Source organism: Chamaesiphon minutus PCC 6605, from assembly GCF_000317145.1.
In the GTDB taxonomy this organism is placed as follows: domain Bacteria; phylum Cyanobacteriota; class Cyanobacteriia; order Cyanobacteriales; family Chamaesiphonaceae; genus Chamaesiphon; species Chamaesiphon minutus.
Map to the genome: position 1 here is coordinate 5,491,905 of NC_019697.1, position 23,408 is coordinate 5,515,312.

The window sequence follows — 23,408 nt, forward strand, 5'->3', positions numbered from 1 at the left end:
AGGTAAGTTGTCGAACATTTCAATCGCGTATGAGATTTGTGGAGAGCGGGGAGTGGGGAGTGGGGAGCGGGGAGCGCAAATCGCTCCCCGCCCTACACTACTTCTGCTCCAAACTGCGGCGTAGCTGACTGCTAGCAATATCGATACAAGTAACGACGACGAGTAAAACTAACATCATGGTTGTGGCTTTATTATATTCAAAACCGCGAATGTAATTGACTAATTCAAAGCCAATTCCCCCGGCTCCGACAACTCCTAAGACGGAAGCGGCGCGGATGTTATATTCAAACATATACAAGGTATAACCCAATAGCAATGGCATGACCTGCGGCATGACTCCATATTGAGCGATCTGGAACCAAGATGCACCGCTAACTTGCAAAGCTTCTAGGGAATAACGATCGACAGATTCGATCGCGGTTTGGTAAAATTTGCCCAGGTAACCGACAGTATAAATGCCCAGCGCGAGGGTACCCGCAGGTGCGCCCAATCCAGTGGCGGCGACGAATAGTAACCCCAAAATAATTGATGGGATCGATCGCACGGCATTTTGGATAAAATTAGCACCCCAACGCAACCACCATGGGACTAAATTATTTGCCGATAATACCGCGATCGGGAGGGAAATAATCGCCCCAATCGTCGTTCCCCACAAGGACATCTGGATCGTTTCTAATAATTTCTCCCAGGCAACATCGAGAATAGATAGATCTGGTGGAAATAATCGCGAGATAAAATCGGCGATGTAACCACCACTGTCTCTGAGAGATTTCAGATCTACCTGTAAACCTCTCCACGCCCAACTGTAGACAATAATAACTGCCAGGAGAATTAAGATCTTGACTATCGATTGAGCTGTCGCCGTGCTCTGGTACTTAACTTTCAATTAACTGCTCGAATTGTGCGCTGAGATTTTGACTGCTTCCATGATAAACGACCCGACCCCGATCGACAATAATTGCAGTCTGGGCATAAGTACTAGCCAAAGCTAAATCGTGCAAAACGGTAACGATCGTCATCCCTTCACTATGTAAATGGGCAAGATTTTTCATCACCTGTTGAATTGCCATAATATCCAATCCAGTGACTGGTTCGTCAGCTAATAAAATCTGTGGCGATCTCATTAAAGCTCTGGCAATTGCCACGCGTTGTTGTTGTCCGCCGCTCAGTTGGCGCGTCGGTTGACTGGCAAATTCAGCCATTCCCAATCGATCGAGTAATTCGAGCGCATTTTGCCGCTCGCTGGCTGGAAATCCCCTTAATGTCTGCCAACCTGAAAACCCACCTAATTTGCCGCACAAGACATTATCGAGGGCGCACAGTTGTGGAATCAAACCGCCGCCTTGAAACAACATCGCCAGGGGTTGACGCGCGCGATCGCGGGTACTCGGCGTCATCGGGACATCATTCACCAAGATACTTCCCGATTTTAGCGGCATTAATCCCGCGATCGCGCGTAATAGACTAGATTTACCCGCACCATTCAATCCCAAAATGGCTACAAATTCACCTTGTTCGATCTCACAGTCGATGCCATCCAAAATCGGTCGATTGCCAATTTTTGCCCGACTGACTGCCGCTTGAGATCTAATTGCCGAACCAAGATTTGGCAATTTTGCTCTCTGTTTATCGATGTCAATCGAACTTAGTTCGCTACTGATTGTACTCACTATAAATTAATTGATAATTGATAATTGATAATTGCGGATGCACCCACGCCTTTGTTCTCCGACAGCTAAGCGCACCAAGCAGATAACTGGGTTGTTGGGGTGATGCTATAAACCCCTGTTAAGAGATAAGACCAGACAGCACACCAAGCAGGGGGATTTCCACTAATTTCGCTTCTAACTAGAGATGTGTATATACGGTAGCTTTCTGAGGGGGAAACCGGATTTAAAGTCCCCCCTATTCTCTATCCTCTAGTTACGGTTTCATCCCGGCTTGCTCTAGCGCGACTTGGGTCGGTTTGAGGTGCGAATTGTTGACTTTTACCAATTTGGTGGAATTGTAAAGAGCCGTAAATAATCTATTATTGGCAGGCTCATTTAATTTCATCATCGCTGCAATTAGCTTGTTGCGATCGCTAACAGAAACATCATCATCGATGACAATACCGTGCGCGGGAACGCCAGAAATACTATACAGCACGCGTAAATTGCTAGCTTCGGCAGCCGTAATATAGGGCGCACCCAACGTATACTCCGATACTGCGGCGACATCAGCTTGATTTCTCAATACGGCTTGAAGGGCTTTATCGTAGCTGCCACCGTAGGTGACTTGCCCGAAGAAACCATTCAAGCGATCGCGATTGGGGATGAGTTTTTGTTGTACTAATTCCGCTACGGGAAAGATAAATCCCGACCCAGAGGTGGGCGAGGTAAATGAGATCCGCTTGCCTTTGAGCTGGCTCAGAGTTGCTTCTCCTTGCCCAGACTTAAGAGGACTATTTTTGGAAACTACAAAAATAGATTTGTAAGTATGTCCGCCAGAATAATTAGAGCGCACTTCTGCCAAATACAAACTGGCGTTAGCTAATTCTCTGGCTTTGAGGGCGGAGCGACTGCTCAAAAAGGCTACATCAGCGCGATTGGCACGCAAGGCTTCGACTGCTGCGGTCTCATCGGCAATCACCGCTTCGACAGGCTGTTGCAACTCTTTACTAAGAAATGCTGTCACTGCTTTGGCCTTAGCCTCTAAGTCGGTCGTGCCCGATCTAGTGGGAAAGACAATTTTGAGGGTCTGAGCTTGGGCTTGTGCGGGAGCTAGACGCAGGTTGGTGGCGATCGATTCGCCGATCGATCGACTGTTCATTGTTGCTACTCCAGCTAGAATAGTCGCTCCAATGCCGATCCCAAATTTGAGGTGCTGATTCATCGCTCGTTGTTAACTGTCTGATTCAAAATCTAATTATTGACATAATATCTCATTACTTGTCAAAACTGATAGGTATATTTGCTAATTTGTTTTGTCGAGTCTTTATTACATAAAAGTTACAAAAATTGAAAGATCCAAGTTAGAGTTAAAGCCAGTTACCAACCAAGACAAACGACGCCCAGTAATACGGATGCGGATATTGCTGGCGAGTCTTTCGTTGAGCCAGTTGCAACGCTTCGGCTTTACTCACTCCATTCGATTGAGTCAGACTACTATAAAAGTTTTGCATCAACTTCGCCGTAGATCGATCGTCAACCGACCACATCGAAGCCAAAGTACTCGCCGCACCGCTGCGAATCGCGGTACCTGCCATGGAGCTTTGCTGAGGTAAAATCTCGACCGACTAATTCAGTCGATTTGGGAAATAGTGACTTAATCGCCCTGACTTCAGCCGCAGCATGGGTTAATGGTTCGTAAATCTCGCCGCGTTTGCCATTTGTCGCGCTAGCAGCATTACCAGTCAAACCGCCAATCAAAATGCCAGAATCTTTGCGCGTAGGCTGCTTGGCACCTAATATTTGCAGTCCTGGGCTAACTGAGACTGGATAACGATCGATTAAAAATTCTTGACGCGATCGATCGGATAATGCCGCTACGGGGATATTTTGCAGCGCGCCATCCATCACGAATACTAGTTGTTTGGTGGCGGGAGTGAGATCCGGTTGGGCGGGACGAATTAACCAATCGTAAAGTTGGGCAGCAGCAACATCGTTCCAACCATATTGAGGTTGATTTAAATTCTGCTGAAAACTGGCGATCGTTTTTTCCAATTCGCTCCGCGAGACACGGACGATAAATCGTTGAAATTTATGATTAGGCAACCGTAGGATTACTTCTAATCGATCGGCCAAAATTACGGGATAAAGTACCACCGCACCAGCATCTTCAGCAAATCGCTCTACAGGTTTATATTCACTGAGTTGACACTGTAAAAAGTTTTCTAACTCTACTAGTTTGAGAGCATTGACTCGGTCGATAATTTTGCTCAAATCTGGTTTTTGTTGGCGCAGACTCAGATCGATCGCTTCGCGATACAATGGCTCGACATTATCCCGCAGTGAGAATTGAGCATCGGGATTGACAATTTGCAGATTGCGACGGGTTGTAGTGAGTGCCACAATCGCTCGATCGTATGCGGCTTGGGATGCGCTAAAATCTGGCTGACTTTGATGCTGCAAGATTCGAGCAAATTGCCATTCCCACTGATATTGGCGATCGGTTCCTGGTGTGGTGGCGAGGGAAATTGCCCGTCGGGTAAATTCTCTAGCTGGCAACCACTGTTGCTGTTGCTCGTAGAGCCAGCCTAGCGTCCCTGTAGCATCGGTTAAAGTTGATTTTCGATCTGGGTGTCGCGATCGATCGATTACGTCGGTTAGCAGTGATTTAGCAGCAGTCCATTGAGGTAGATTGGTGAGCACTAGACTCCGCGCTAGATTAATCCGGTGGTTCGCGCCTAGGGATAATACCCCCACCAGAAAACAAAAAAGAGATAATAGTCCGGGTTTTGGTCATCGATCGGATTGCACTGCTGAGTTAATTTTTCCTGAGAAAGTATATTGTAAACTACAGCAACTACTTGGAGTCTCAAAATATGGATAGAATCTCCGATCGATTGGATAAATGGCAAAAGGAGAATGCAGAAAATGCTAGCTGTTTTCGATCGATCGTGCCAGATAGGATCGAATCTAGACGTAATTAAAATAGCCTCCAGTCAGACTCAATTCTGATGTATTTTCGACAATGCCAATTAATTCTGGTTGACCGAAAAGATTATTGTTAATAGCGGTACCAGTAGGTACTGTACTAAGGGAATAGTCGGTAGCTTTACCTTTAAGTTGAATGACATCACTACTAGCATCAAAACCGACGATCGTGGCATAGTCGTTGAGACCGTCATTAGTACTGTTGGCGTCATTATAATAAACTTGCTGGCGATCGCCTAAGATGAAGCGATTGCTACTGCCTGAATGCACGAGTGTGTCGATTTCACCTTTCCCCGCCGTATCGCTGCAAGGATCGACACCGACGAGCGGATTGCTACTGTTTCCGCCAAGCAAGAGATCGTTACCACTCGTACCTAAATTAGATCCGACTTTGACTGTCGCTGAGTGAGTGCCAGAGCTGGCGAATGTCATCTCTAAGCGATTGCCGATGAGATTATAACTATCGGCACCTGTCGCCATGAGGTTAGTATTGGCAGATAAATTGAGATCGAGCGAGATTTTACCTTCGCCATTAAAAGTGTAATCGAGATTTTGACCGTCGCCTGCGACTGAGATTAGTTCGGCGCGTTGTGGGAGTGCGACAATGTGGGTGACGTTATCGGCAGCCGTGCCGAGATTAATAGTATAGTTACCACCAGTTTTGGTTAGAAATACTGAGTCTTTGTCGAAGGCATAATAACTACCAACATTTTTAATTGGCTTGCTAGCTCGAATATCTAAGGAGAATTTACCGACGCCAGCAGTATTACTATCTGGCATAACTTTTGCGGTAATTGTATCGCCAATCCGCTCGATCTTAATTGCGGATTTTTGAAATGTCCGCAGCCGATTTTGAGCATCATCGAAGGTCACAAATTCGGTACCGTCGGCGGCAGCTTTGGCGATAAAATTATCATAAATTGCTGGATCGTAAGCAGGATCGGCTCCAGTCGCGCCGTATTCATGCCAAGCAAACTCAATTATCGGTTTGTGTGCGGAGCTTTTTAACCGATCGTATTCTCGATTCCAGAGTGCGGCAGTTTGAGTATTAGTTAAATTGAGATAGCCGATCGCATTATAATCGAAGGAAATATTCGGCGCGAAATAAACAGCTTGAGCTGTCGGATCGAGAAATCCAAATGCGTTATTATAAGCGGTGCCAACCCCGGTATAGTATTGGAAATAATTGTCGAGTTGTTTGTTTAGTGCTAGACTATCGGGGTTGCCTGGGGTGGCCGCGCCAGTGACGGGGATACCTAATTGTTGGGCGATAATATTTTTAGATTGGTTAAATTCAAATTCAATCTGGCTGGGAGTTAGATTGCTGGGATCGTTGGGATGGGTATATGAATGAGTCCCAATTTCATTTCCTAATGCCAACCAGCGTTGATAAATTGGTTTCATCACATTCCAATCAGTCGATTCGCCGAGTTCCGGATCGTTACCGATGTTGATAAAGTGAGTTCCGACAAATCCATACTTAGTTTTCCAATTTGTCAGTACGTCGGCGAGTTGAGATGTGACTGTTGGTGCTATTGCCGAAAACCTGGACAGATCCACATCGTCACGAGAGAGAAATAAACTATTATTCCGAGTTAGATCGAGACTGATGCGCGTTGCATCGCGATCGACGATCGAGCCGATTGCTTGCGCGACAATATTACTATCGGAAAAGATCGCTCCATCTGCAAAATGAACGTTTTGACCGCCTGCGATCGTGGCGACGATCGCATTATAATTGGCACCATTAACTATCTGCTCGGCGAGGATCGTGCCTGGGGTACCGAACGGACTATAAGCAGCAAAAGCGATACCTTTGTCGTAATTCAGGAGCTGCTCGCCAGCGGTATATCCAGGCGCAAGGATATTATTATCAACATCCTTGGCGGTAATAACTGCATTGACAATACCACCGCCAGCAGTGCGTTGTACCCCCAGTAAATTTTTCATCCGACTGTAAGGATCGCCAGCTAGTGCGGCTCCAGTTTCATCATTAGTCATGAATTCACCAGCGGCAATTATCCCGATCCCGTACTTAGCCACTGCTTGAGTCAGCGAACTTTCGATCGCACTCAGATCGTCATTATTAACATTAGTAAATGAGGGGAAAACTAGCGCATCGTAATTTACTAACTTACTCAAATCTTTGAGATCGCTTTCGGTAAGTAAATCGAATGGTACCCCAGCAGCGATCGCTTGACTTTGAGCGGCAGCGAATAACTGACTGTAAGCTTTTTGGTCAAAAAAGTTATTTGCAGAAGTCTGCGAATACACGATTGCGATCCGGCGATTGGGATTCGTTCGTACTGGCAAATCTGTATTGCTAATCGTCAAACTATTACTTGCATAATCGCCCGGTAAAAAAACGCTATCGTTAACATCGATATAGGCATCAATTTCCGCCCGGTCGACCATCATCAGTGCTGTCGGAATGGCAATTTCGATCGTCTTCCCATCTTGAGAGCGGGCAAAATCTAAGCGGGCGATCGGATTTTGGCCTGCGGCACCATTATATAAATAAGGCGTACCATCGGTATCAAGATTGACACTATATTCCGCCCCAACCGTCAAGCCAAAAACTTGGTAGCCAGTCGCTTTATTTCGATCGGTATTCAACCAAATCGTAGTATTCGCCCCGATCTGTTCGCTAGTGGAATCGATTGCCAATACATAACTATCGGCGGTCTTTTTACCATAGACGCGATAACCTGCTACTTGCAAAATGGGTAAAGCATCCAATCGATCGAGCGGTTTCCAATCTGTGAGATTGCCGTCTAGGGCAATATTTCCATAGGTATTTTTGGGTAAAAAGTTGGAACTCGGATCGAGCGATTCTGGCATGATAGCAAGCTGGAAAAATCTTCGCGAGTATTTTGGACATTCTCAAGAGCGATTGGATACTCTAATATACGTATAAATACTGACACTTGGATTAGACCATAATCTCTCGCTGCCTGTCTGCGATCGATATCACTCTGCACTATGTGCGATCGCGGCGATCTCGATCTATATTTTGTCGTAGTGTGAGTTTATAGACATATAGATCTAATTTCGATCGTCAGGAATTAGGATAAGTAAAGTCGAATATTGACACTGATACCCCTTGTTGCCCTTACCCCGCTAGATCCTGGGCTTTTGCCCTCTCTGTCTGTTGTCTGGCTGCCACGATCGAATCGAGCCTCGACCGCACGCAATTATGGTAAAATGATAATCATTCCCATCTCACCAGCGATCGTCAAAAGTTTAAAATCTCGTTGTCAATTGCCAAAGTAACTAGCCATCTCTAACCTACTGCGAAAGAAAACTGATGAATACTCTGGAAAACCTACCGACATCGACCGTACCAGTTACCGTTTTGACGGGATATTTAGGCGCGGGAAAAACTACATTGCTGAACCATATTTTGACATACGAGCATGGTAAGAAAGTAGCTGTAATTGTTAATGAATTTGGTGAAGTAGGCATTGACAATCAACTGGTTGTCAGTACCGACGAAGAAATTTTTGAGATGAATAATGGCTGTATTTGTTGTACGGTACGGGGCGATTTGGTCAGAATTATTGGGAACTTGATGCGCCGTCGTGATAAGTTCGACCATTTAGTCATTGAAACAACTGGGTTGGCCGATCCTGCACCAGTAATCCAAACCTTTTTTGTCGATGAAGACGTGCAACTAGAAACGCGCCTAGATGCTGTAGTAACCGTGGTAGATGCCAAACATATCCACCTGCATTGGGATGCAGATGAAGCTCAAGAACAGATTGCTTTTGCCGATCGAATTTTAATCAATAAAACCGATCTAGTTACGCCAGCAGAATTAGACGAGCTAGAGAGAAAAATTCGGAACATGAATGCGATCGCCAAAATTTATCGCACTCAAAATGCCATCGTCGATATGGATACGATTTTGGGAGTTGGCGGTTTCGATCTCAACAATGCGTTAACGATCGATCCAGATTTCTTGGGCGAAGAAGCGCACCAGCACGATGAATCGGTAGGATCGATCGCACTAGTAGCACCAGGCGCGATGAATATTCAAAAAATTGAAGCTTGGCTCGGAGAATTACTGCCAACCCAGGGTCAGAATATCTTTCGGATGAAAGGGATTTTAAATATCCAGGGACAAGATCGGCGGTTTGTATTGCAAGGCGTACATATGTTGATGGACGCGCAACCAGATCGGGCATGGCGGGCGGATGAGGAGCGCAAGAATGAATTAGTATTCATCGGACGCGATCTCGATGAAGCCAAGTTGCGTAAAGATTTCAATAAATGTTTAGTTGCTTCAGGGAAGGGATTTGGTTAGATGGCAAAGTCAAAATCCAGTCAACGCAAACTGAAACTAGTATGGCAAGCACAACTTGCCGAATATATTACCTCGATCGCCTGTGCTAGTGACGGTACTGTGGTTGCTAGCAGCGCGGCGGGGGAAGTTGCCTACTGGGAAAACCAGCAACTCACCATGCTGTTAGCTGCCAATGGAGCGAGTGTAGATAGCCTGTCTTTCGACGCGAGCAGTCGATATTTGGCAGCAGGCGGACAGATGGGCGATGTGCGGGTGTGGGATTGTGGCCATGGTAGTCCCAAACTATTGCTGTCACTAGCTCACAAATCGATTTGGGTAGATGCGATTGCTTGGCATCCAAGCGAACCTTATTTAGCATTTGCGGCTGGTAGATTCGTTCAAATCTGGAACATAGCCAATCGAGAATTAATTACAACTTTAGATTTCGATCTTTCCACTGTCTTCGATCTTGCTTGGCATCCCGCCGGGACTCATTTGGCTGTAGCTGGCAACTTAGGAGCGCGAATTTGGCACAGTCGCGATTGGGATGAAGAACCAGAATACTTGCCCGCAAACAATGCGATTAAGCATCTAAACTGGTCGCTTGGGGGCGACTTTCTGGCTGGGGCGACACTGGATCGTTGTTTGGTAATTGCTTCGAGCGATGACTTCTCATCTACTTGGACGATGAGAGGTTTTCCCACTCGGATTCAACAATTAGCTTGGATCGATAAATCTCGATCGACAGTAGCGGCAATTAGTGCCGAGATGTTGGTCTTGTGCTCGTATGCAGATGGCACTTGGCAAGCTACGCCCCTAGAGTTTCATCGAGACTTTATTACCACAATGTCCATTCATCCCACATATCCCTTAATTGCAACTGCAAGTGTAGATGGAGAGATTGCAATTTGGGAACCAGACTTGGGCGCGATTGGCTCTTTTAACGATAACAACGTGGAGTTTACTCAAATTAATTGGCATTCAAACGATCGGATGTTGATAACAGGTAGTAATCGAGGAGAAGTTAAGATTTGGAGATAAAACTTCTAATATGTCGCTCGTTTGTGGATTGTTGGTGGGGACGGGCAGGTTTTATTTAAGTTTAATTACACGATTGAATTTAATAGCATAAACCTACCATTTAGATCTGGCTGAAATCGAGCGATTATTCGCGAATAAAATTACTAATCGATCGTCGGGGCGGGGTTATGCAAACAAATATTGTCGGGAGATCGATACCTAACTAAAAACCCGCCCTCCCCAGCAGATTGCATCGATTTTACAGCGATCGAATTTGGAATTTATCGATCTCGTCTTATAATCGACAGATCTAGATCGTGAAGATGTGTTAAAACAGAAGTTTGCCCCATTGCAAACTACCAGCTCGATTCTTATGTCTTCAACCGACCGAGACACTATTCGCATCCGTGGTGCCAAACAACACAACCTCAAGAATATTAGTTTAGAGCTACCGCGCGATCGCTTAATCGTGTTTACAGGTGTCTCTGGTTCGGGTAAATCGTCCTTAGCATTCGATACCATCTTTGCCGAGGGACAGCGGCGATATGTAGAGTCGCTGAGTGCTTATGCGCGGCAATTTTTGGGACAATTGGATAAACCGGATGTCGATGCGATCGAGGGTTTGAGTCCGGCAATCTCGATCGATCAAAAGTCTACTTCTAATAATCCTCGATCGACTGTCGGCACGGTCACCGAAATTTACGATTATTTTCGGTTATTATACGGTCGCGCGGGTACGCCCCATTGTCCGCAGTGCGATCGATCGATTGCCCCGCAAACCATTGATGAAATGAGCGACAGAATTCGCGCGCTCCCCGAACGAACTAAGTTCCAGATCTTAGCTCCGATCGTCCGAGGTAAGAAAGGGACGCATCAGAAAGTAATATCTAGTCTGGCATCTGAAGGCTTCGTGCGGGTGCGGGTAAATGGCGAGATTCGCGAATTAGCCGATCGCATTGTCTTAGATAAAAATCAACATCATACAATCGAAATTGTGGTCGATCGATTGGTGAATAAAGAAGGTATCGAATCGCGACTGTCGGATTCTTTAACTACTTGTTTGCGGCATGGGGAAGGGATTGCCGTTATTTCAATTATTACCGACGAAGGTGCAGAAACAAATCCAGATTTACCGACAGAATTAGTCTTTTCTGAGAAATTTGCGTGCCCCGAACATGGCGCGGTAATGGAAGAATTATCGCCGCGATTGTTCTCATTTAACTCTCCATACGGGGCTTGTCCGGCTTGTCACGGCATCGGTAGCTCGCGCACCTTCGATCCAGACCTAATTATTCCCGATCCGTCAGCGGCTATTTATCACGCGATCGCGCCTTGGTCCGACAAGGATAATTCTTATTATTTATCTCTATTATATAGTTTGGGTCAAGCCGCCGGATTTGCCCTCGATACTCCCTGGCAAAAACTCACTCCCGAACAACGATCGTTAATTTTAGAGGGTCGGGACGAGCCGATTTGGATGGAAGATATCGGCGAAAATCGTCGCTTTCGGGGAGTGATTAAAATTCTCGATAGGCAATACAATGATGCCTCAGAATTGCAAAAGCAAAAGCTCGAACAATACCTCACAGATCGACCGTGCGAAGCATGTGGAGGCAAAAGATTAAAAGCCGAAGCTCAATCGGTAAAATTAGGTCAATATGGTATCCTCGATTTTACTAGTGCCGCGATCGATGAATGTTTGGACAGACTCGATCGGCTAGTATTGACCGAAAAACAACTCAAAATCGGCGAATTAGTCCTCAAAGAAATTACCGCCAGACTGCAATTTTTGCTTAACGTTGGCTTAGATTATCTCACACTCGATCGCGCCGCGATGACCCTCTCTGGTGGCGAAGCGCAGCGAATTCGCCTCGCAACTCAAATCGGCTCCGGTTTGACAGGCGTCTTATACGTTCTCGACGAACCGAGTATCGGTTTGCACCAACGCGATAACGGACGACTCTTAAACACCCTGACTAAATTGCGCGACTTAGGTAATACCCTCATCGTCGTCGAACACGACGAAGATACCATTCGCGCCGCCGATCATTTGGTCGATATCGGTCCTGGTGCGGGCGTACATGGTGGTAGTATCGTCGTTGAGGGAGATTTGAAGGCACTGCTCGAATCCGAAGACTCGATCACAGGAGCCTATTTATCTGGACGCATAGGCATCGAGACTCCAGCACAACGACGGGAAGGCAACGGACGCAGTTTAATTCTCAAAAATGCCAACCGGAACAACCTCAAACATCTCGATGTCGATTTTCCGCTCGGTAAACTCGTCTCAATTACAGGCGTATCCGGCTCGGGCAAATCTACCCTCGTCAACGAACTCCTCCACCCCGCACTACAGCACCATCTCACCAAACGGGTACCCTTTCCCAAAGATGTCGATGAGTTGCAAGGTATTAGCGCGATCGATAAGGTTATTATCATCGATCAATCCCCGATCGGACGCACTCCGCGATCGAATCCCGTCACCTATACAGGCGTATTCGACACCATCCGCGAAGTCTTCACCCAAACCATCGAAGCCAAAACGCGCGGTTATAAAGCGGGACAGTTTTCCTTCAACGTCAAAGGCGGACGCTGTGAAGCCTGTAGCGGACAAGGGGTAAACATCATCGAAATGAATTTCCTCCCCGATGTCTACGTGCAATGCGACGTCTGCAAAGGCGAACGCTACAACCGCGAAACCCTCCAAGTTAAATATAAAGGTAAATCGATCGCCGATGTCCTGAATATGACCGTCGAAGAAGGCTTAGGCTTCTTTGAGAATATCCCCCGCGCCGCTACCCGCCTCCAAACCCTCGTCGATGTCGGCTTAGGCTACGTCAAACTCGGACAAACCGCCCCCACCCTCTCTGGCGGCGAAGCCCAACGCGTCAAACTCGCCACCGAACTTTCCAAACGCGCCACGGGTAAAACCTTATATTTAATCGACGAACCCACCACCGGACTCTCATTCTACGACGTCCACAAGCTCCTAGACGTGCTGCAAAGACTAGTAGACAAGGGTAATTCCATTATTGTCATCGAACACAACCTCGACGTGATTCGCTGCTCCGACTGGACGATCGATCTGGGGCCAGAAGGTGGTAATAAAGGAGGAGAATTAGTCGCAGTGGGAACACCGGAACAGGTGGCGAAAAATCCTAAGTCGCATACTGGGAAATATCTCAAGCAAGTGTTAAAACAACATTCAGCAACGGTGAAAGCTTAGAGTGGATGTCGATCGACGGAATCGATCGAGGATCGGATTAATTTCATGTATGATGGAATGAGAATGACTGAGTACGCATGGCAAAACTGAGCTTAAAAACAGCCCAAACAATTTGGGATTTACAACATCAGCTTTTATAAATTATCGATACAGCACGAACTATCGAACTGTCACTGTTTGAAGCTTTTGGAGAAACCGAGCGAACAATCCCATACTTAGATGAACTCCAAAGCATTGCTCAACAAGCAACGGAAAGGTTTTCTCGATTTTCTACACTGCAAATTAGAGTCGCAAATACTCAACCACCTATTCCAACGGATCTCCTAGAAATAGTAGCTAGAGCGATTGAAAGTACTCAGCAAAAAATTCCCGCTTTAAAACGTAGTAACCAAGAAACTATTCAGGAGTTTGACTGATCATGAAAAAACAACCGATAATGCCAGATCCATCAGTAGATCGCCGACTGCTCGATAACATGCGTCAAGCTCGACTCAGTTTTGAAGAAGTCGATCTACAAGTAGAAGAATTAATAGCTAAATTTGATGAACTGATTCGTCAACAAAAGTTACAACGCATTAAGCAGAAGCAAAAAAACTAGCTAATCGATCGAGTACTAAGCATATTGACTGACAATACTCGATCGACCTATCTAAAAGACAGATTATTTAGTTAATAAGATCGATTCGAGCGAATTCATCAGGCGATTCCGCAAAGCGGACACTACACGAACGAGAAGATTAAATATAATTCAAGTTTATCAGCCTCGCATATTTATCACCTAAAATCTAAATATTGGGAACTTTTGTAAACTTATTCACTTCAATGCGTGAGTCTAACCCCTATCTGCTAATTTTATGGGTGGAAAATTATTCAATCGCGGTCGGATCGATCGAGATCGCTATTTAGACATCGAAGCTGACATTCGTACCTATCTCGATCGATATTTGGGCAGCGATCGCTATCGCATTCCCCGCTATTATGGTGATAAACCAGATTTTGGCGACTTAGATGTTATCGTTTGCCTCGATCCTGGCGATAATTGGCAACAAATTCGCCAGACGATCGTTAACGACTTGGGTATTGTCGAAGTTAAAGCTGCTGGGAGCGTTTTCTCGACTCTATATCGAGATTTTCAGGTCGATTATTTTACCGCTCCTTCGCCATATTTTGAAAGCACTTATAATTATCTATCCTTTAACGATCTGGGCAATCTCATCGGTAAAATCTGCCGTCGCTTCAATCTTAAATACGGCGAGCGGGGACTGAGCTATGTATACCGTTATCATAATGGTAATTTTCAAAAAGAAATCGAATTAACCCAAGATTTCGCGGTTATTTGTCGGCTATTGGAACTGGACTATGGTAAATGGCAAGCTGGCTTTGCCAATATTACCGAAATTTTTGAGTGGACGATCGCTTGTCCATATTTTTCGATCGCACCATATATCGATCGATCTACTTCTTTAGAGCGGCGCGTCAAGGAGCGATCGACTATTCAAAGTTTTCTCGACTATCTCGATCGACATCAAATTACGAAAAAATACCAATATCTCGATAATCGCGACGATTATCTACCGTGGATTGCTGCTAATTTTCCTACAGCTAATTTACTCGATCGCATTGCTGCGGCTACCGCTGCTGCCGAACGGTCGGAACTGGTTAAAGCTAAATTCAATGGCGAGATAATTATGAAGTTATTGCCGCATCTAGCAGGTAAGGAGTTAGGACATTTTATCGTCAACTTCAAACAACAATTTACTAATTTTGAAGAGTTTATAATTGTGACAGAACTTCACGAAATCGAGCGAAATATCTTAGAATTCGCGCGTTCAGATCGTGAGACATCCTCAAAGTATAACTAAGCTCTAGAAAGCAGCATTCAATAAATTAGCAAAAAAGGGCAAAAGATCGATTGGTATGGATATCTGCGAAAATATCACGATTGGCTCGATCGAGCGAATTTAATTCTATCTATAGTTAGATTTTTTGCTTTGTTTGAATTAAATCTTGACGCTCGATCTTCCAAATATTAGTTAATCTCTCTCAAATCCATCGATCGATCGCATTGACATTTGTGGGTATTTCGATCGAGAAACTATCGATCGCGATCCCAAATCATGTATTAAAATTTGCTCGATCGAAACTCACTTAGGGCAATTTCGTTAGAATATGTGAGAAGACTATGGTGAGAGACTTTTCGCAATGAGCAATCAACTGTACCAACAAATCCAAGAATTTTATGATGCTTCGAGCAATCTGTGGGAAGGAATTTGGGGCGAACACATGCACCACGGATATTATGGTAAAAATGGCACGCTCAAACTAGATCGTCGTCAAGCACAGATCGATCTCATTGAAGAAGTTCTCAGTTGGTCTGGTGACTTCAGCACAAACCGACCCCACGACATCCTCGATGTCGGTTGCGGGATTGGCGGTAGTAGTCTCTATTTAGCCGAAAAATTTGGTGCTAGGGTCACCGGGATTACGCTCTCCCCCGTGCAAGCTAATCGCGCCAAGGAAAGAGCGCGCGCGGCAGGTTTGGCAGCCAAGACAGACTTTCAGGTTGCTAATGCTCTAAATATCCCGTTTCCCGACCATAGTTTCGACCTGGTGTGGTCGTTAGAAAGCGGCGAGCACATGCCAGATAAAGTGAAATTTTTGCAAGAGTGTCATCGCGTCTTAAAGCCAGGTGGCAAACTGATTTTTGTGACGTGGTGTCACCGTCCCATAACACCAGAAACGCCGCTCACCGCTGAGGAGCACAAGCATTTACAAGATATTTATCGGGTTTATTGTTTGCCGTATGTGATTTCGCTGCCTGAATATACCGAGATGGTAGAAAGCTGTGGTTTCAAAGATTTGCGCGTCGATGATTGGTCTACCGCCGTCGCTCCATTTTGGGATGTGGTGATCGATTCGGCGATTACCCCACAGGCCATTTTTGGGCTGTTCCAGGCGGGTTGGAAAACGATCGAGGCTGCCATGTCATTGAAGCTGATGAGCGATGGTTATCGGAGCGGATTGGTAAGGTTTGGTTTAATTGCGGCAACTAAGTAAGCTCAAAATAATCTATCGATTGACGAACATCTACTATTAAATGTCGTCTCTCGATTAAGTGTTAGTATCGCTCGAAATTATTCTCTCAAAGAGGGTATACTTATATCCTCTTTCATAAACATCATTTTTTAAGCCAGGTTTAAGCTTCAATCCCTTTTGAAACGTGCATTAGAATTTGACTTTATGGAAATAGACTGCATTCATTTCTGTGTTGTAGATGCGACCCAAACATTAGACTTATTAGTCGATCGAATGGGACTGCAAAATCTCAGTCGGTGCGCTCGCGAACATACCATCGAGTATCTAGTCGGTAACACTAATTTATTATTTTCGATCGCGTCTCCTCTTAATGCAGCTAGTCCCGTCGCTGACTACCTCAAGCTCCATCCCTCTGGCGTCAAAGATGTGTCATTTAGGGTAGGCAATCTAGAGGAAATTAGGTGCAAGCTATCGCATTTAGGGATCGAAATCATCGATCGATCGAGTGAAGACGACAAGCGAGAATGGTTGAGAATTCAGGGTTGGGGTGCGATCGAGCATACCATTATCCAAGCTTCAAAATCTGCATCCGAACAGACACCAGAACTAAATAACACAATATCTGGTATCGACCATATCGTCTTAAATGTTGCGGCTGGTGAATTAGAACCCGCAGTAAATTGGTATCGAGAGCTGTTTGGTTTTGAGGTACAGCAAACATTCGATATTCAGACCCATAAATCGGGACTGGCAAGTAAAGCTCTAATTAGTGATTGTGGCAAGATTAGATTTAATATTAACGAACCAAGTTCGACTAATTCGCAGATTCAAGACTTTTTAGATCTCAATCGTGGTTCTGGTATTCAACATATCGCTTTGCAAACTCACGATATCTTGACCTCGATCGATCTCATGCACCAGCAAGCAGTAAACTTTTTACCAATTCCGCAAACTTATTATACCAAGTTGCAAAGTAGGGCTAAAACAGAACAAAATCTATTATTAACCGATCGCGAGTGGCAACAACTCGAACAGCTCCAAATATTGATGGATTGGTCTACATCGACACCTGAAGAGATACTTTTGCAAATATTTACTCAACCGATCTTTGAGTCTCCAACCTTCTTCTTTGAAGTCATAGAGCGTCGCAATCGCGCCAAAGGATTCGGGCAAGGTAATTTTCAAGCCTTATTTGAAGCAATCGAGGAATACAATACAAACCAGGATTTAGAGGGTTTTCGGGATGTTCGGGATTAGGTTGTTTGTGGGATGCGAAAATGGTCATAATTTCTGACATGCACCAGTACCCTTAACCTAATCCTGTAAATCCTGATGCCGACAGTGGAGATAGCGAGTATTTCCGATCCGGCAATCTACTTCGCCCAAGCTTGATCCCAGCCAGCACCGCCAACTTCTAAACCAGCATTATGACTATTAGCCTCGATGATTCGATCGCCATTTAGAGTGCGTAGATCGATCGATAATAAACCCTTGAGTGTATCGCGACAACACATTACCAATCCCTGTTCTGTTGGCGTATTTACCATCGTTCCTGATAGATCTGTCGTACCGATTAGTTCGACTTGAAATTCGCTATTGCTAGCTTGAATTTTCCATGCGCCCCATGGTTGAATTTGCCAACTCATTTGCGAATTCCACGGTACGAATTCATAAAATTTGTCGCGATAATGAATGCCAATCATCCCGACTTCTTCTGTCGTCCATAGTACTTTGCGTCGTCCGCCGCCTGCGGTAATTGCCAAACCAACTGTCTCATCGAAACTATTGCAATTTACCCAGAACCATTTTTGCGGAAAAGAGCGACCCCAATTTTTTTCACTATAGGCTGGGGTATTAGTAAAATCATAGCGTTTGCCCTGCCACTCGATCCAACCTGTAGCCAAGCCATGCGCCATCAGAATTTGCCATCCCGGCTCGAAGATACTTATGTACGATAATAAGCCTGCGGTGGCTTGTTGGGGCTGCTGGGGCTGTCCCCAGCCATAAACGGGGACAGTATGATAACACCAGCGACAGTCTTGCAATGGTAAAGCTCCTTGATGGAGAGTTGCGGTGACTTGATAACCTTCGGTAATGTGACGATCGAATTCGGCAACTGATAATAATTGTGGTTGAATATCTAAATTATTACTCTTTCCCCAATGTCCCAAAGCCAGCTCATCTTTTGCTGCCCAAAATTTACCAGGATCTGGGAAAGAACACATCAAATGTCGTTCGTCAATCCCTAACATCTGCGCCGCACCACCACTGCGCTCGCTTTTACCTAAAGGATCTTCGATCGAGTACATAAACGCAAATGATTCTCTAATCTTCGGCAATGTTAACCGAAAATACCACCCTTCAAAAAAATCAGGATCGACACCATTCCAATGATAGCCATTATGCGGCACTTTCATAATTAATAGTTGATAGTTGATAGTTGATAGTTGATAGTTGATAGTTGATAGTTGGGAGTTGATAGTTGGGAGTTGATAGTTGGGAGTTGATAGTTGATAGTTGGGAGTTGATAGTTGGGAGTTGATAGTTGATAGTTGATGGTTGATAGTTGATAGTTGATGGTTGATAGTTGATGGTTGATAGTTAAATTTCACCATCCCCTATCCCCTATTCCCTATTCCCTATCCCCTAATTCACAAAGCAGGCGATCGGGAAAATTAAGTATTCCCAGAAGAATAGTTTCCAGATAAATTGATAGAAGTCTGCGATCGATTCTTTTTTGTCGAGATCGACATCTTGAGAACGCCACCAGAGTAGGCCGAGTAGAATAGTATGAGAAATAATCACAAACCAAGTATTAATGCTCGATGGTAACAAGATACCCGCTGAGATCGTGCCTAGATAGGCGATCGTAATTGCCCAGCGCGTAAAATTGAAAACTGTTAACTTACCTAAGACAATGGTGAAAGTTTCAATTTCATACTTCCGATCGCCTTCGAGATCGGGCACATCTTTAAATAATGCAATGGCAATTGTAAATACTAGAATAAATAGCGTTAATACCCAAATACTTGGCGGTATACTATCTGCACCTGTCAATAGTCGATCGAAATGCAAGAACAACCCTAAATTAACGATACAGCCCCTCACCGTTAAAATACAAATAGCAGCAAGTAATGAGTATTGTTTAAATCGAATTGGCGGCACCGAATAAGCAGTTCCGATCGCCAAACTTAGCGCGACAGTTGCAAATAACCATTTACCTAATAAAGCAGAAATCGAGATCGCTAAAATACCTGTAACTGTGACGATCCCCGTTCCTTGCGCAATTGATAATTTACCACTAGCTAGGGGAAGATCTGGCTTATTGACTCGATCGATCTCGACGTCATACAGTTGATTCAAACCAACGATATAAATATTTCCCAATATACAAGCAATCCAAGCTCCCACCAGTTGACCGATACTCAGCCATGAGATCGGGCTATGAGTAGTCGCGATCGCGATCGTGTAAAGTGCTAATACACTCAGACTGGTACCAATAATTGTATGGGGACGCGAGAATTTCCAGAGCTGTGTTAGATACATTGGGGGTGTGGGGCGAGGGGACTGGGAGAGGGGGAGAGTGGGGAAGAGGGCGATAAATTAATTGTAATTGAAGAAAACTAGGCTTCGGTTGAGCTAGTTCTGCGATCGGGTAAAACTCAAGATGCGAGGTAGGATATCCGTAAGCTTTACCCTACCTGACTCGCGTGTGGGGAGTGTCAAAATATAAATAGTTCCAAAAGTGTTTTAGATATTGTGTCGATCGCAATTGAGTCTAGTTCCGCTGCACGATCTACAACCGAACCCAGACTGTGGATGCCAGAGCAGGTATTATTTACACCTGCTGCCATCCAAGAACCTTGGGGACAACAAATATTAGCCCGTACTCAGTCTTTAAATCTACCCATTAAAATCCTGTCCCACAACCGTTTGACTGGGCTGCGGGGCGAGAATGAGCGCGAAACGTATCAGATTTCCAAACGTACTTTAGCTGTAGTTACAGCCCCTCCGAGTAGTTTCAAACTTAGCCCTATTCCGCCTTCTGCTGATTGGCAATTCCACCTCGCCGAAGGCTGTCCAGCGCACTGTCAGTATTGCTATCTAGCAGGTAGTTTGCAAGGGCCGCCAGTGATTCGTGCTTTCGCCAATCTGCCGCAGACTTTGGCTAATTTGGCAGCTTACGAGAAATCGGGCGAAGCCACCAGTTTTGAGGTGAGTTGTTATACCGATCCGTTAGGCATCGAGCATCTTACAGGCAGCTTAGCTGAATGCATCCGTTATTTTGGTACCCGAAAAGAGGGATATTTGCGCTGGGTGTCCAAATTCGATGCTGTCGAGCCGCTGCTAGATTTGCCTCACAACGGTCATACCCGCTGTCGATTCAGTGTCAATGCCGTGCCTGTTTCCGGTCGATTTGAGGGCGGTACGGCACCCGTAGCCGCCAGGTTGCAAGCGTTACGGAAGTTAGCATTGCCTCCAGCGCGGGGTGGTGGCGGTTATCCCGTCGGATTGGTCATCGCACCGATTATGCCGATTGAAGATTGGGAGTCGCACTATACTCAGCTATTAGATTCGATCTCGACAGCTTTAGATTTCGATTGCGATCTGACATTCGAGCTAATTTCGCACCGTTTTACCCCCGGTTCTAAGGAGACGCTATTGGAATGGTATCCCCAAACGAAGCTAGATATGGATGAGTCACGACGGAGTGTCAAACGCAATAAGTTTGGTGGCGTTAAGTACGTCTATGAGGCTGACATCATGAAACAGTTGCGCCGTTTCTTCGAGCGGGAGTTGTCACAGCGATTCCCTCATGCCAAGCTTCTGTATTGGACTTAGAGGATAGGCTTTAGGCTTTAGGTTTTAGGCTTTAGGTTTTAGGCTTGAGGCTTTGAGTAGAGGTGAGAGGACAAAGGATCGACCGTTTTGGAACGCAGTTCCAACTTTACCGATTACCGATTACCCATTACCCATTACCCTCTCTCTCCACTGGCGGATAAACGGGTACCCCCATCGAACGAGGGAACTAGGGCTAAAGCTTTGTAAGCTGGGGTTAATCATCTACAGGTGGAGATTGAGAATTTATGGCGAGTGAAAGACAGATTCAGGATAAACGCGAATCAACTCAAGAAGACTCGATTGAAAATGGAGCTGCTCAGCAAGAACTAGCCGACGAAACTAAAGCCAAGAAAAAATCTGCAACTTCTACAAAATCGACAGATTCGCAATCAACAGATGACTCCGAAGGCTCGGCACAGATTGCGTCACTCTCGCAAGCATTACAAGGTGATTTGAGTACACTCGATCCCGATACGGCCTTAGAAACGATCGATACATTTCATAGTTTACTTAAGCAGTCCAAACAGCCCGAAGCAAAAGAGCTTGCTAGCGGACTAAAAGATCTACAAAAACTTTTGAAGCGGAAGGAGCCAAGCGGACACGAACTTGGGGATCTTATCGTTCATCTGGGAGAGCAAACAATCGAGATTGCTGGTGATGTCGATAAAGGACTTAAAACACCTTTGCAACAATTAGGTAAACAACTGACCAAAATCGGTCGCTCGTTATCCAAAGCTGAAGATTCCGAGCAGCTTGAAGATTTAGATGCGCTGGTCGATACTCTCAAGCAAGAACCAGATAAAATCGATACCAAAGCTTCAGTCGGTACGATCGATCGCTGGTACGATTTGTTACACAAATCCGAAGATGAAAGTCTCGAAGAACTTGCCAGCCAACTCAAAGAACTCAAGCAGCTTTTGAAAGGAAGTAAGTCTAAAGGTGCAGATTTGAGTGAGAAACTCATCCACATGGGCGAGCAAACTACCGCCGCTGCTGCTAATGCCGGACGCGGTTTTAAAGGTGCGATCCAGAAGTTAGGTAAAGCGTTGACAGCCTTTGGTAAATCGCTATCTTAGCATTTAAGTTTAAATCTCCTTATGTAGAACTTATCGCCTAAATATTAGGCGATAAATTATATTTTTTGACTAATTGAAGCTTAATCCTTTACTCTTATTTTGCTCTTTCCAAAGACAGATATTTACAATCCGTCGTTAGAGAGATGAGTTGCGAGCGTGGATATATTATCTTAGATAAAGATGGTTTATTAACAAGCAACTATCTTTAATTAGAAAGGAGAACAACAAATGTCTATCGCTCTTGATGATTCAAAACGTACAGCGATCGCCTGTAAACTAGCTGGGATGAAAGAAGTTCAAAACCTGCTAATTTCTAACGAAGAGAAGCTAATCTCGGCTTGTGACGACCAGGAAATCCGCGATCGGTTTGGCAAGATGTTAGATGACGATCGCAAAAATCTCGGTATTTTAGATACTGTAATGGTTCAGTATGGGGTCATGAGCGAACCCAAAGAAACAATTACAGAAATGGTTAAACAAATTGAAGAGCTGATGGCAGGTTCCGAGCTGACTGTCTACGAAAAAGCAGCTCAACACGAACTACTAAAGCATCAGCAATTCATGGCTGGAGTTTTGGTACATAAGGCAGGACAAGTAGTTGGTGCTGATGTCGAAGCTGCTATTGCACCTTTGAATACCATTAACTTTGAAAATCGCGCTCATCAAGAACAACTCAAGGGCGTACTCGAATTATTAGGCGTTCGCGAACTCACCGGACAAGAAGCAGACCAAGGTTTGTGGGCGCGCGTTCAAGATTCGATCGCGGCATTCTCTGGAATCGTCGGTAGTGCGGTAACTCAAACTAGTGACAAATCTGACATGAATATTGAAGATATAATTCGTGCGGATCACAACAAAGTGAACATGCTATTCATGCAAATTGACAATACCAACGATCCTCAGAAAATCGAAGAATACTTCGGTCAAATCTACAAAGATTTATCCGCACATTCTGCCGCAGAAGAGGAAGTTGTCTATCCAGCAGTCCGTCCGTTCTATGGCGATACCCAAGAACTATATGACGAGCAGGCAGAAATGAAGCAAATGTTAGAAGAAATCAAAGCGATGAGTCCTTCTGACGGCAGTTTCAAAGCCAAGGTCGAAACACTGAAAAAAGCAGTAGTCGAGCATGTTGGCCAAGAAGAAAGCGAAATGTTTGCAGCGATTCGCAACAACTGTAGCGATGACCAGTGCGAACAAATGGCTACTCAGTTCAAAACTGCAAAAGCCAAGATTCAAGAGCAGGCAATGGCTCGCTCCAACTAAAGTTTGAACTTGGGGACACT

18 protein-coding genes are annotated in these 23,408 nt (G+C 45.1%); 10 read left to right on the forward strand and 8 right to left on the reverse strand.

The genetic code is table 11. The features are described from left to right. Positions 1-97: 97 nt before the first annotated feature. The 6 genes from phnE to CHA6605_RS25150 form a co-directional block, all read right to left on the reverse strand. Positions 98-886: a phosphonate ABC transporter, permease protein PhnE gene (gene phnE / locus CHA6605_RS25125; protein ID WP_015162181.1), complete on the reverse strand. Its 789-nt coding sequence runs from the start codon at positions 884-886 to the stop codon at positions 98-100. Beyond that, the gene (locus CHA6605_RS25130; protein ID WP_015162182.1) at positions 876-1,670 is read right to left on the reverse strand and encodes a phosphonate ABC transporter ATP-binding protein; all 795 of its coding nucleotides are present in this window, start codon (positions 1,668-1,670) and stop codon (positions 876-878) included. The genes phnE and CHA6605_RS25130 overlap by 11 nt, the downstream gene beginning before the upstream one ends. Before the next feature lie 253 nt (positions 1,671-1,923). After that, the gene (locus CHA6605_RS25135) at positions 1,924-2,874 is read right to left on the reverse strand and encodes a phosphate/phosphite/phosphonate ABC transporter substrate-binding protein (protein ID WP_015162183.1); all 951 of its coding nucleotides are present in this window, start codon (positions 2,872-2,874) and stop codon (positions 1,924-1,926) included. 145 nt (positions 2,875-3,019) lie between these two features. Next, entirely contained in the window at positions 3,020-3,247 is a 228-nt protein-coding gene (locus tag CHA6605_RS33240; protein ID WP_086936266.1) for a CHAT domain-containing protein, read from the reverse strand. After that, positions 3,186-4,352 (reverse strand): CHAT domain-containing protein, encoded by a 1,167-nt coding sequence (locus CHA6605_RS25140; RefSeq protein WP_041548447.1) that lies wholly within the window; start codon positions 4,350-4,352, stop codon positions 3,186-3,188. Before CHA6605_RS25140 ends, CHA6605_RS33240 begins: the two co-directional genes overlap by 62 nt. A 267-nt stretch (positions 4,353-4,619) precedes the next feature. Next, complete coding sequence (locus tag CHA6605_RS25150) at positions 4,620-7,478, reverse strand: polysaccharide deacetylase family protein (protein WP_015162184.1); 2,859 nt, start codon at positions 7,476-7,478, stop codon at positions 4,620-4,622. Between the two features lie 466 nt (positions 7,479-7,944). Between CHA6605_RS25150 and CHA6605_RS25155 the strand changes: the two genes are divergently transcribed. The 7 genes from CHA6605_RS25155 to hppD all read left to right on the forward strand — a co-directional run bounded on the left by CHA6605_RS25155 (position 7,945) and on the right by hppD (position 17,461). Further along, positions 7,945-8,943 carry a CobW family GTP-binding protein gene (locus CHA6605_RS25155; protein WP_015162185.1) on the forward strand — a complete coding sequence of 333 codons (999 nt, stop codon included), beginning with the start codon at positions 7,945-7,947 and terminating at the stop codon, positions 8,941-8,943. Further along, positions 8,944-9,963: a WD40 repeat domain-containing protein gene (locus CHA6605_RS25160; RefSeq protein ID WP_015162186.1), complete on the forward strand. Its 1,020-nt coding sequence runs from the start codon at positions 8,944-8,946 to the stop codon at positions 9,961-9,963. 352 nt (positions 9,964-10,315) lie between these two features. Continuing rightward, a complete protein-coding gene (gene uvrA, locus CHA6605_RS25165; protein ID WP_015162187.1) occupies positions 10,316-13,168 on the forward strand; it encodes an excinuclease ABC subunit UvrA in 2,853 nt (950 codons plus the stop codon). A 418-nt stretch (positions 13,169-13,586) separates the two neighbouring features. Continuing rightward, complete coding sequence (locus CHA6605_RS25170; protein WP_015162188.1) at positions 13,587-13,766, forward strand: hypothetical protein; 180 nt, start codon at positions 13,587-13,589, stop codon at positions 13,764-13,766. 256 nt (positions 13,767-14,022) lie between these two features. After that, positions 14,023-15,030 (forward strand): hypothetical protein, encoded by a 1,008-nt coding sequence (locus CHA6605_RS25175; RefSeq protein ID WP_015162189.1) that lies wholly within the window; start codon positions 14,023-14,025, stop codon positions 15,028-15,030. Positions 15,031-15,370: 340 nt separating this feature from the next. Next, on the forward strand, positions 15,371-16,225 hold the full coding sequence (locus tag CHA6605_RS25180; RefSeq protein ID WP_015162190.1) for a methyltransferase domain-containing protein: 855 nt from the start codon (positions 15,371-15,373) through the stop codon (positions 16,223-16,225). Between the two features lie 156 nt (positions 16,226-16,381). Continuing rightward, positions 16,382-17,461 carry a 4-hydroxyphenylpyruvate dioxygenase gene (gene hppD, locus CHA6605_RS25185; protein ID WP_157260103.1) on the forward strand — a complete coding sequence of 360 codons (1,080 nt, stop codon included), beginning with the start codon at positions 16,382-16,384 and terminating at the stop codon, positions 17,459-17,461. A 116-nt stretch (positions 17,462-17,577) separates the two neighbouring features. Here hppD and CHA6605_RS25190 read toward each other — a convergent pair whose 3' ends face one another. Both CHA6605_RS25190 and CHA6605_RS25195 read right to left on the reverse strand, forming a co-directional pair. After that, positions 17,578-18,819 carry a tocopherol cyclase family protein gene (locus CHA6605_RS25190; protein WP_015162192.1) on the reverse strand — a complete coding sequence of 414 codons (1,242 nt, stop codon included), beginning with the start codon at positions 18,817-18,819 and terminating at the stop codon, positions 17,578-17,580. Positions 18,820-18,850: 31 nt separating this feature from the next. Then, positions 18,851-19,750, reverse strand: a complete 900-nt coding sequence (locus CHA6605_RS25195; RefSeq protein ID WP_015162193.1) for a homogentisate phytyltransferase — start codon at positions 19,748-19,750, stop codon at positions 18,851-18,853. A 273-nt stretch (positions 19,751-20,023) separates the two neighbouring features. On the opposite strand from CHA6605_RS25195, the gene CHA6605_RS25200 reads away from it, so the two are divergent. The 3 genes from CHA6605_RS25200 to CHA6605_RS25210 all read left to right on the forward strand — a co-directional run bounded on the left by CHA6605_RS25200 (position 20,024) and on the right by CHA6605_RS25210 (position 23,388). Beyond that, positions 20,024-21,046, forward strand: a complete 1,023-nt coding sequence (locus tag CHA6605_RS25200) for a spore photoproduct lyase family protein (protein ID WP_015162194.1) — start codon at positions 20,024-20,026, stop codon at positions 21,044-21,046. Positions 21,047-21,291: 245 nt separating this feature from the next. Beyond that, the gene (locus CHA6605_RS32045; protein WP_015162195.1) at positions 21,292-22,122 is read left to right on the forward strand and encodes a hypothetical protein; all 831 of its coding nucleotides are present in this window, start codon (positions 21,292-21,294) and stop codon (positions 22,120-22,122) included. 228 nt (positions 22,123-22,350) lie between these two features. After that, positions 22,351-23,388: a hemerythrin domain-containing protein gene (locus CHA6605_RS25210; protein ID WP_015162196.1), complete on the forward strand. Its 1,038-nt coding sequence runs from the start codon at positions 22,351-22,353 to the stop codon at positions 23,386-23,388. Positions 23,389-23,408: the final 20 nt, after the last annotated feature.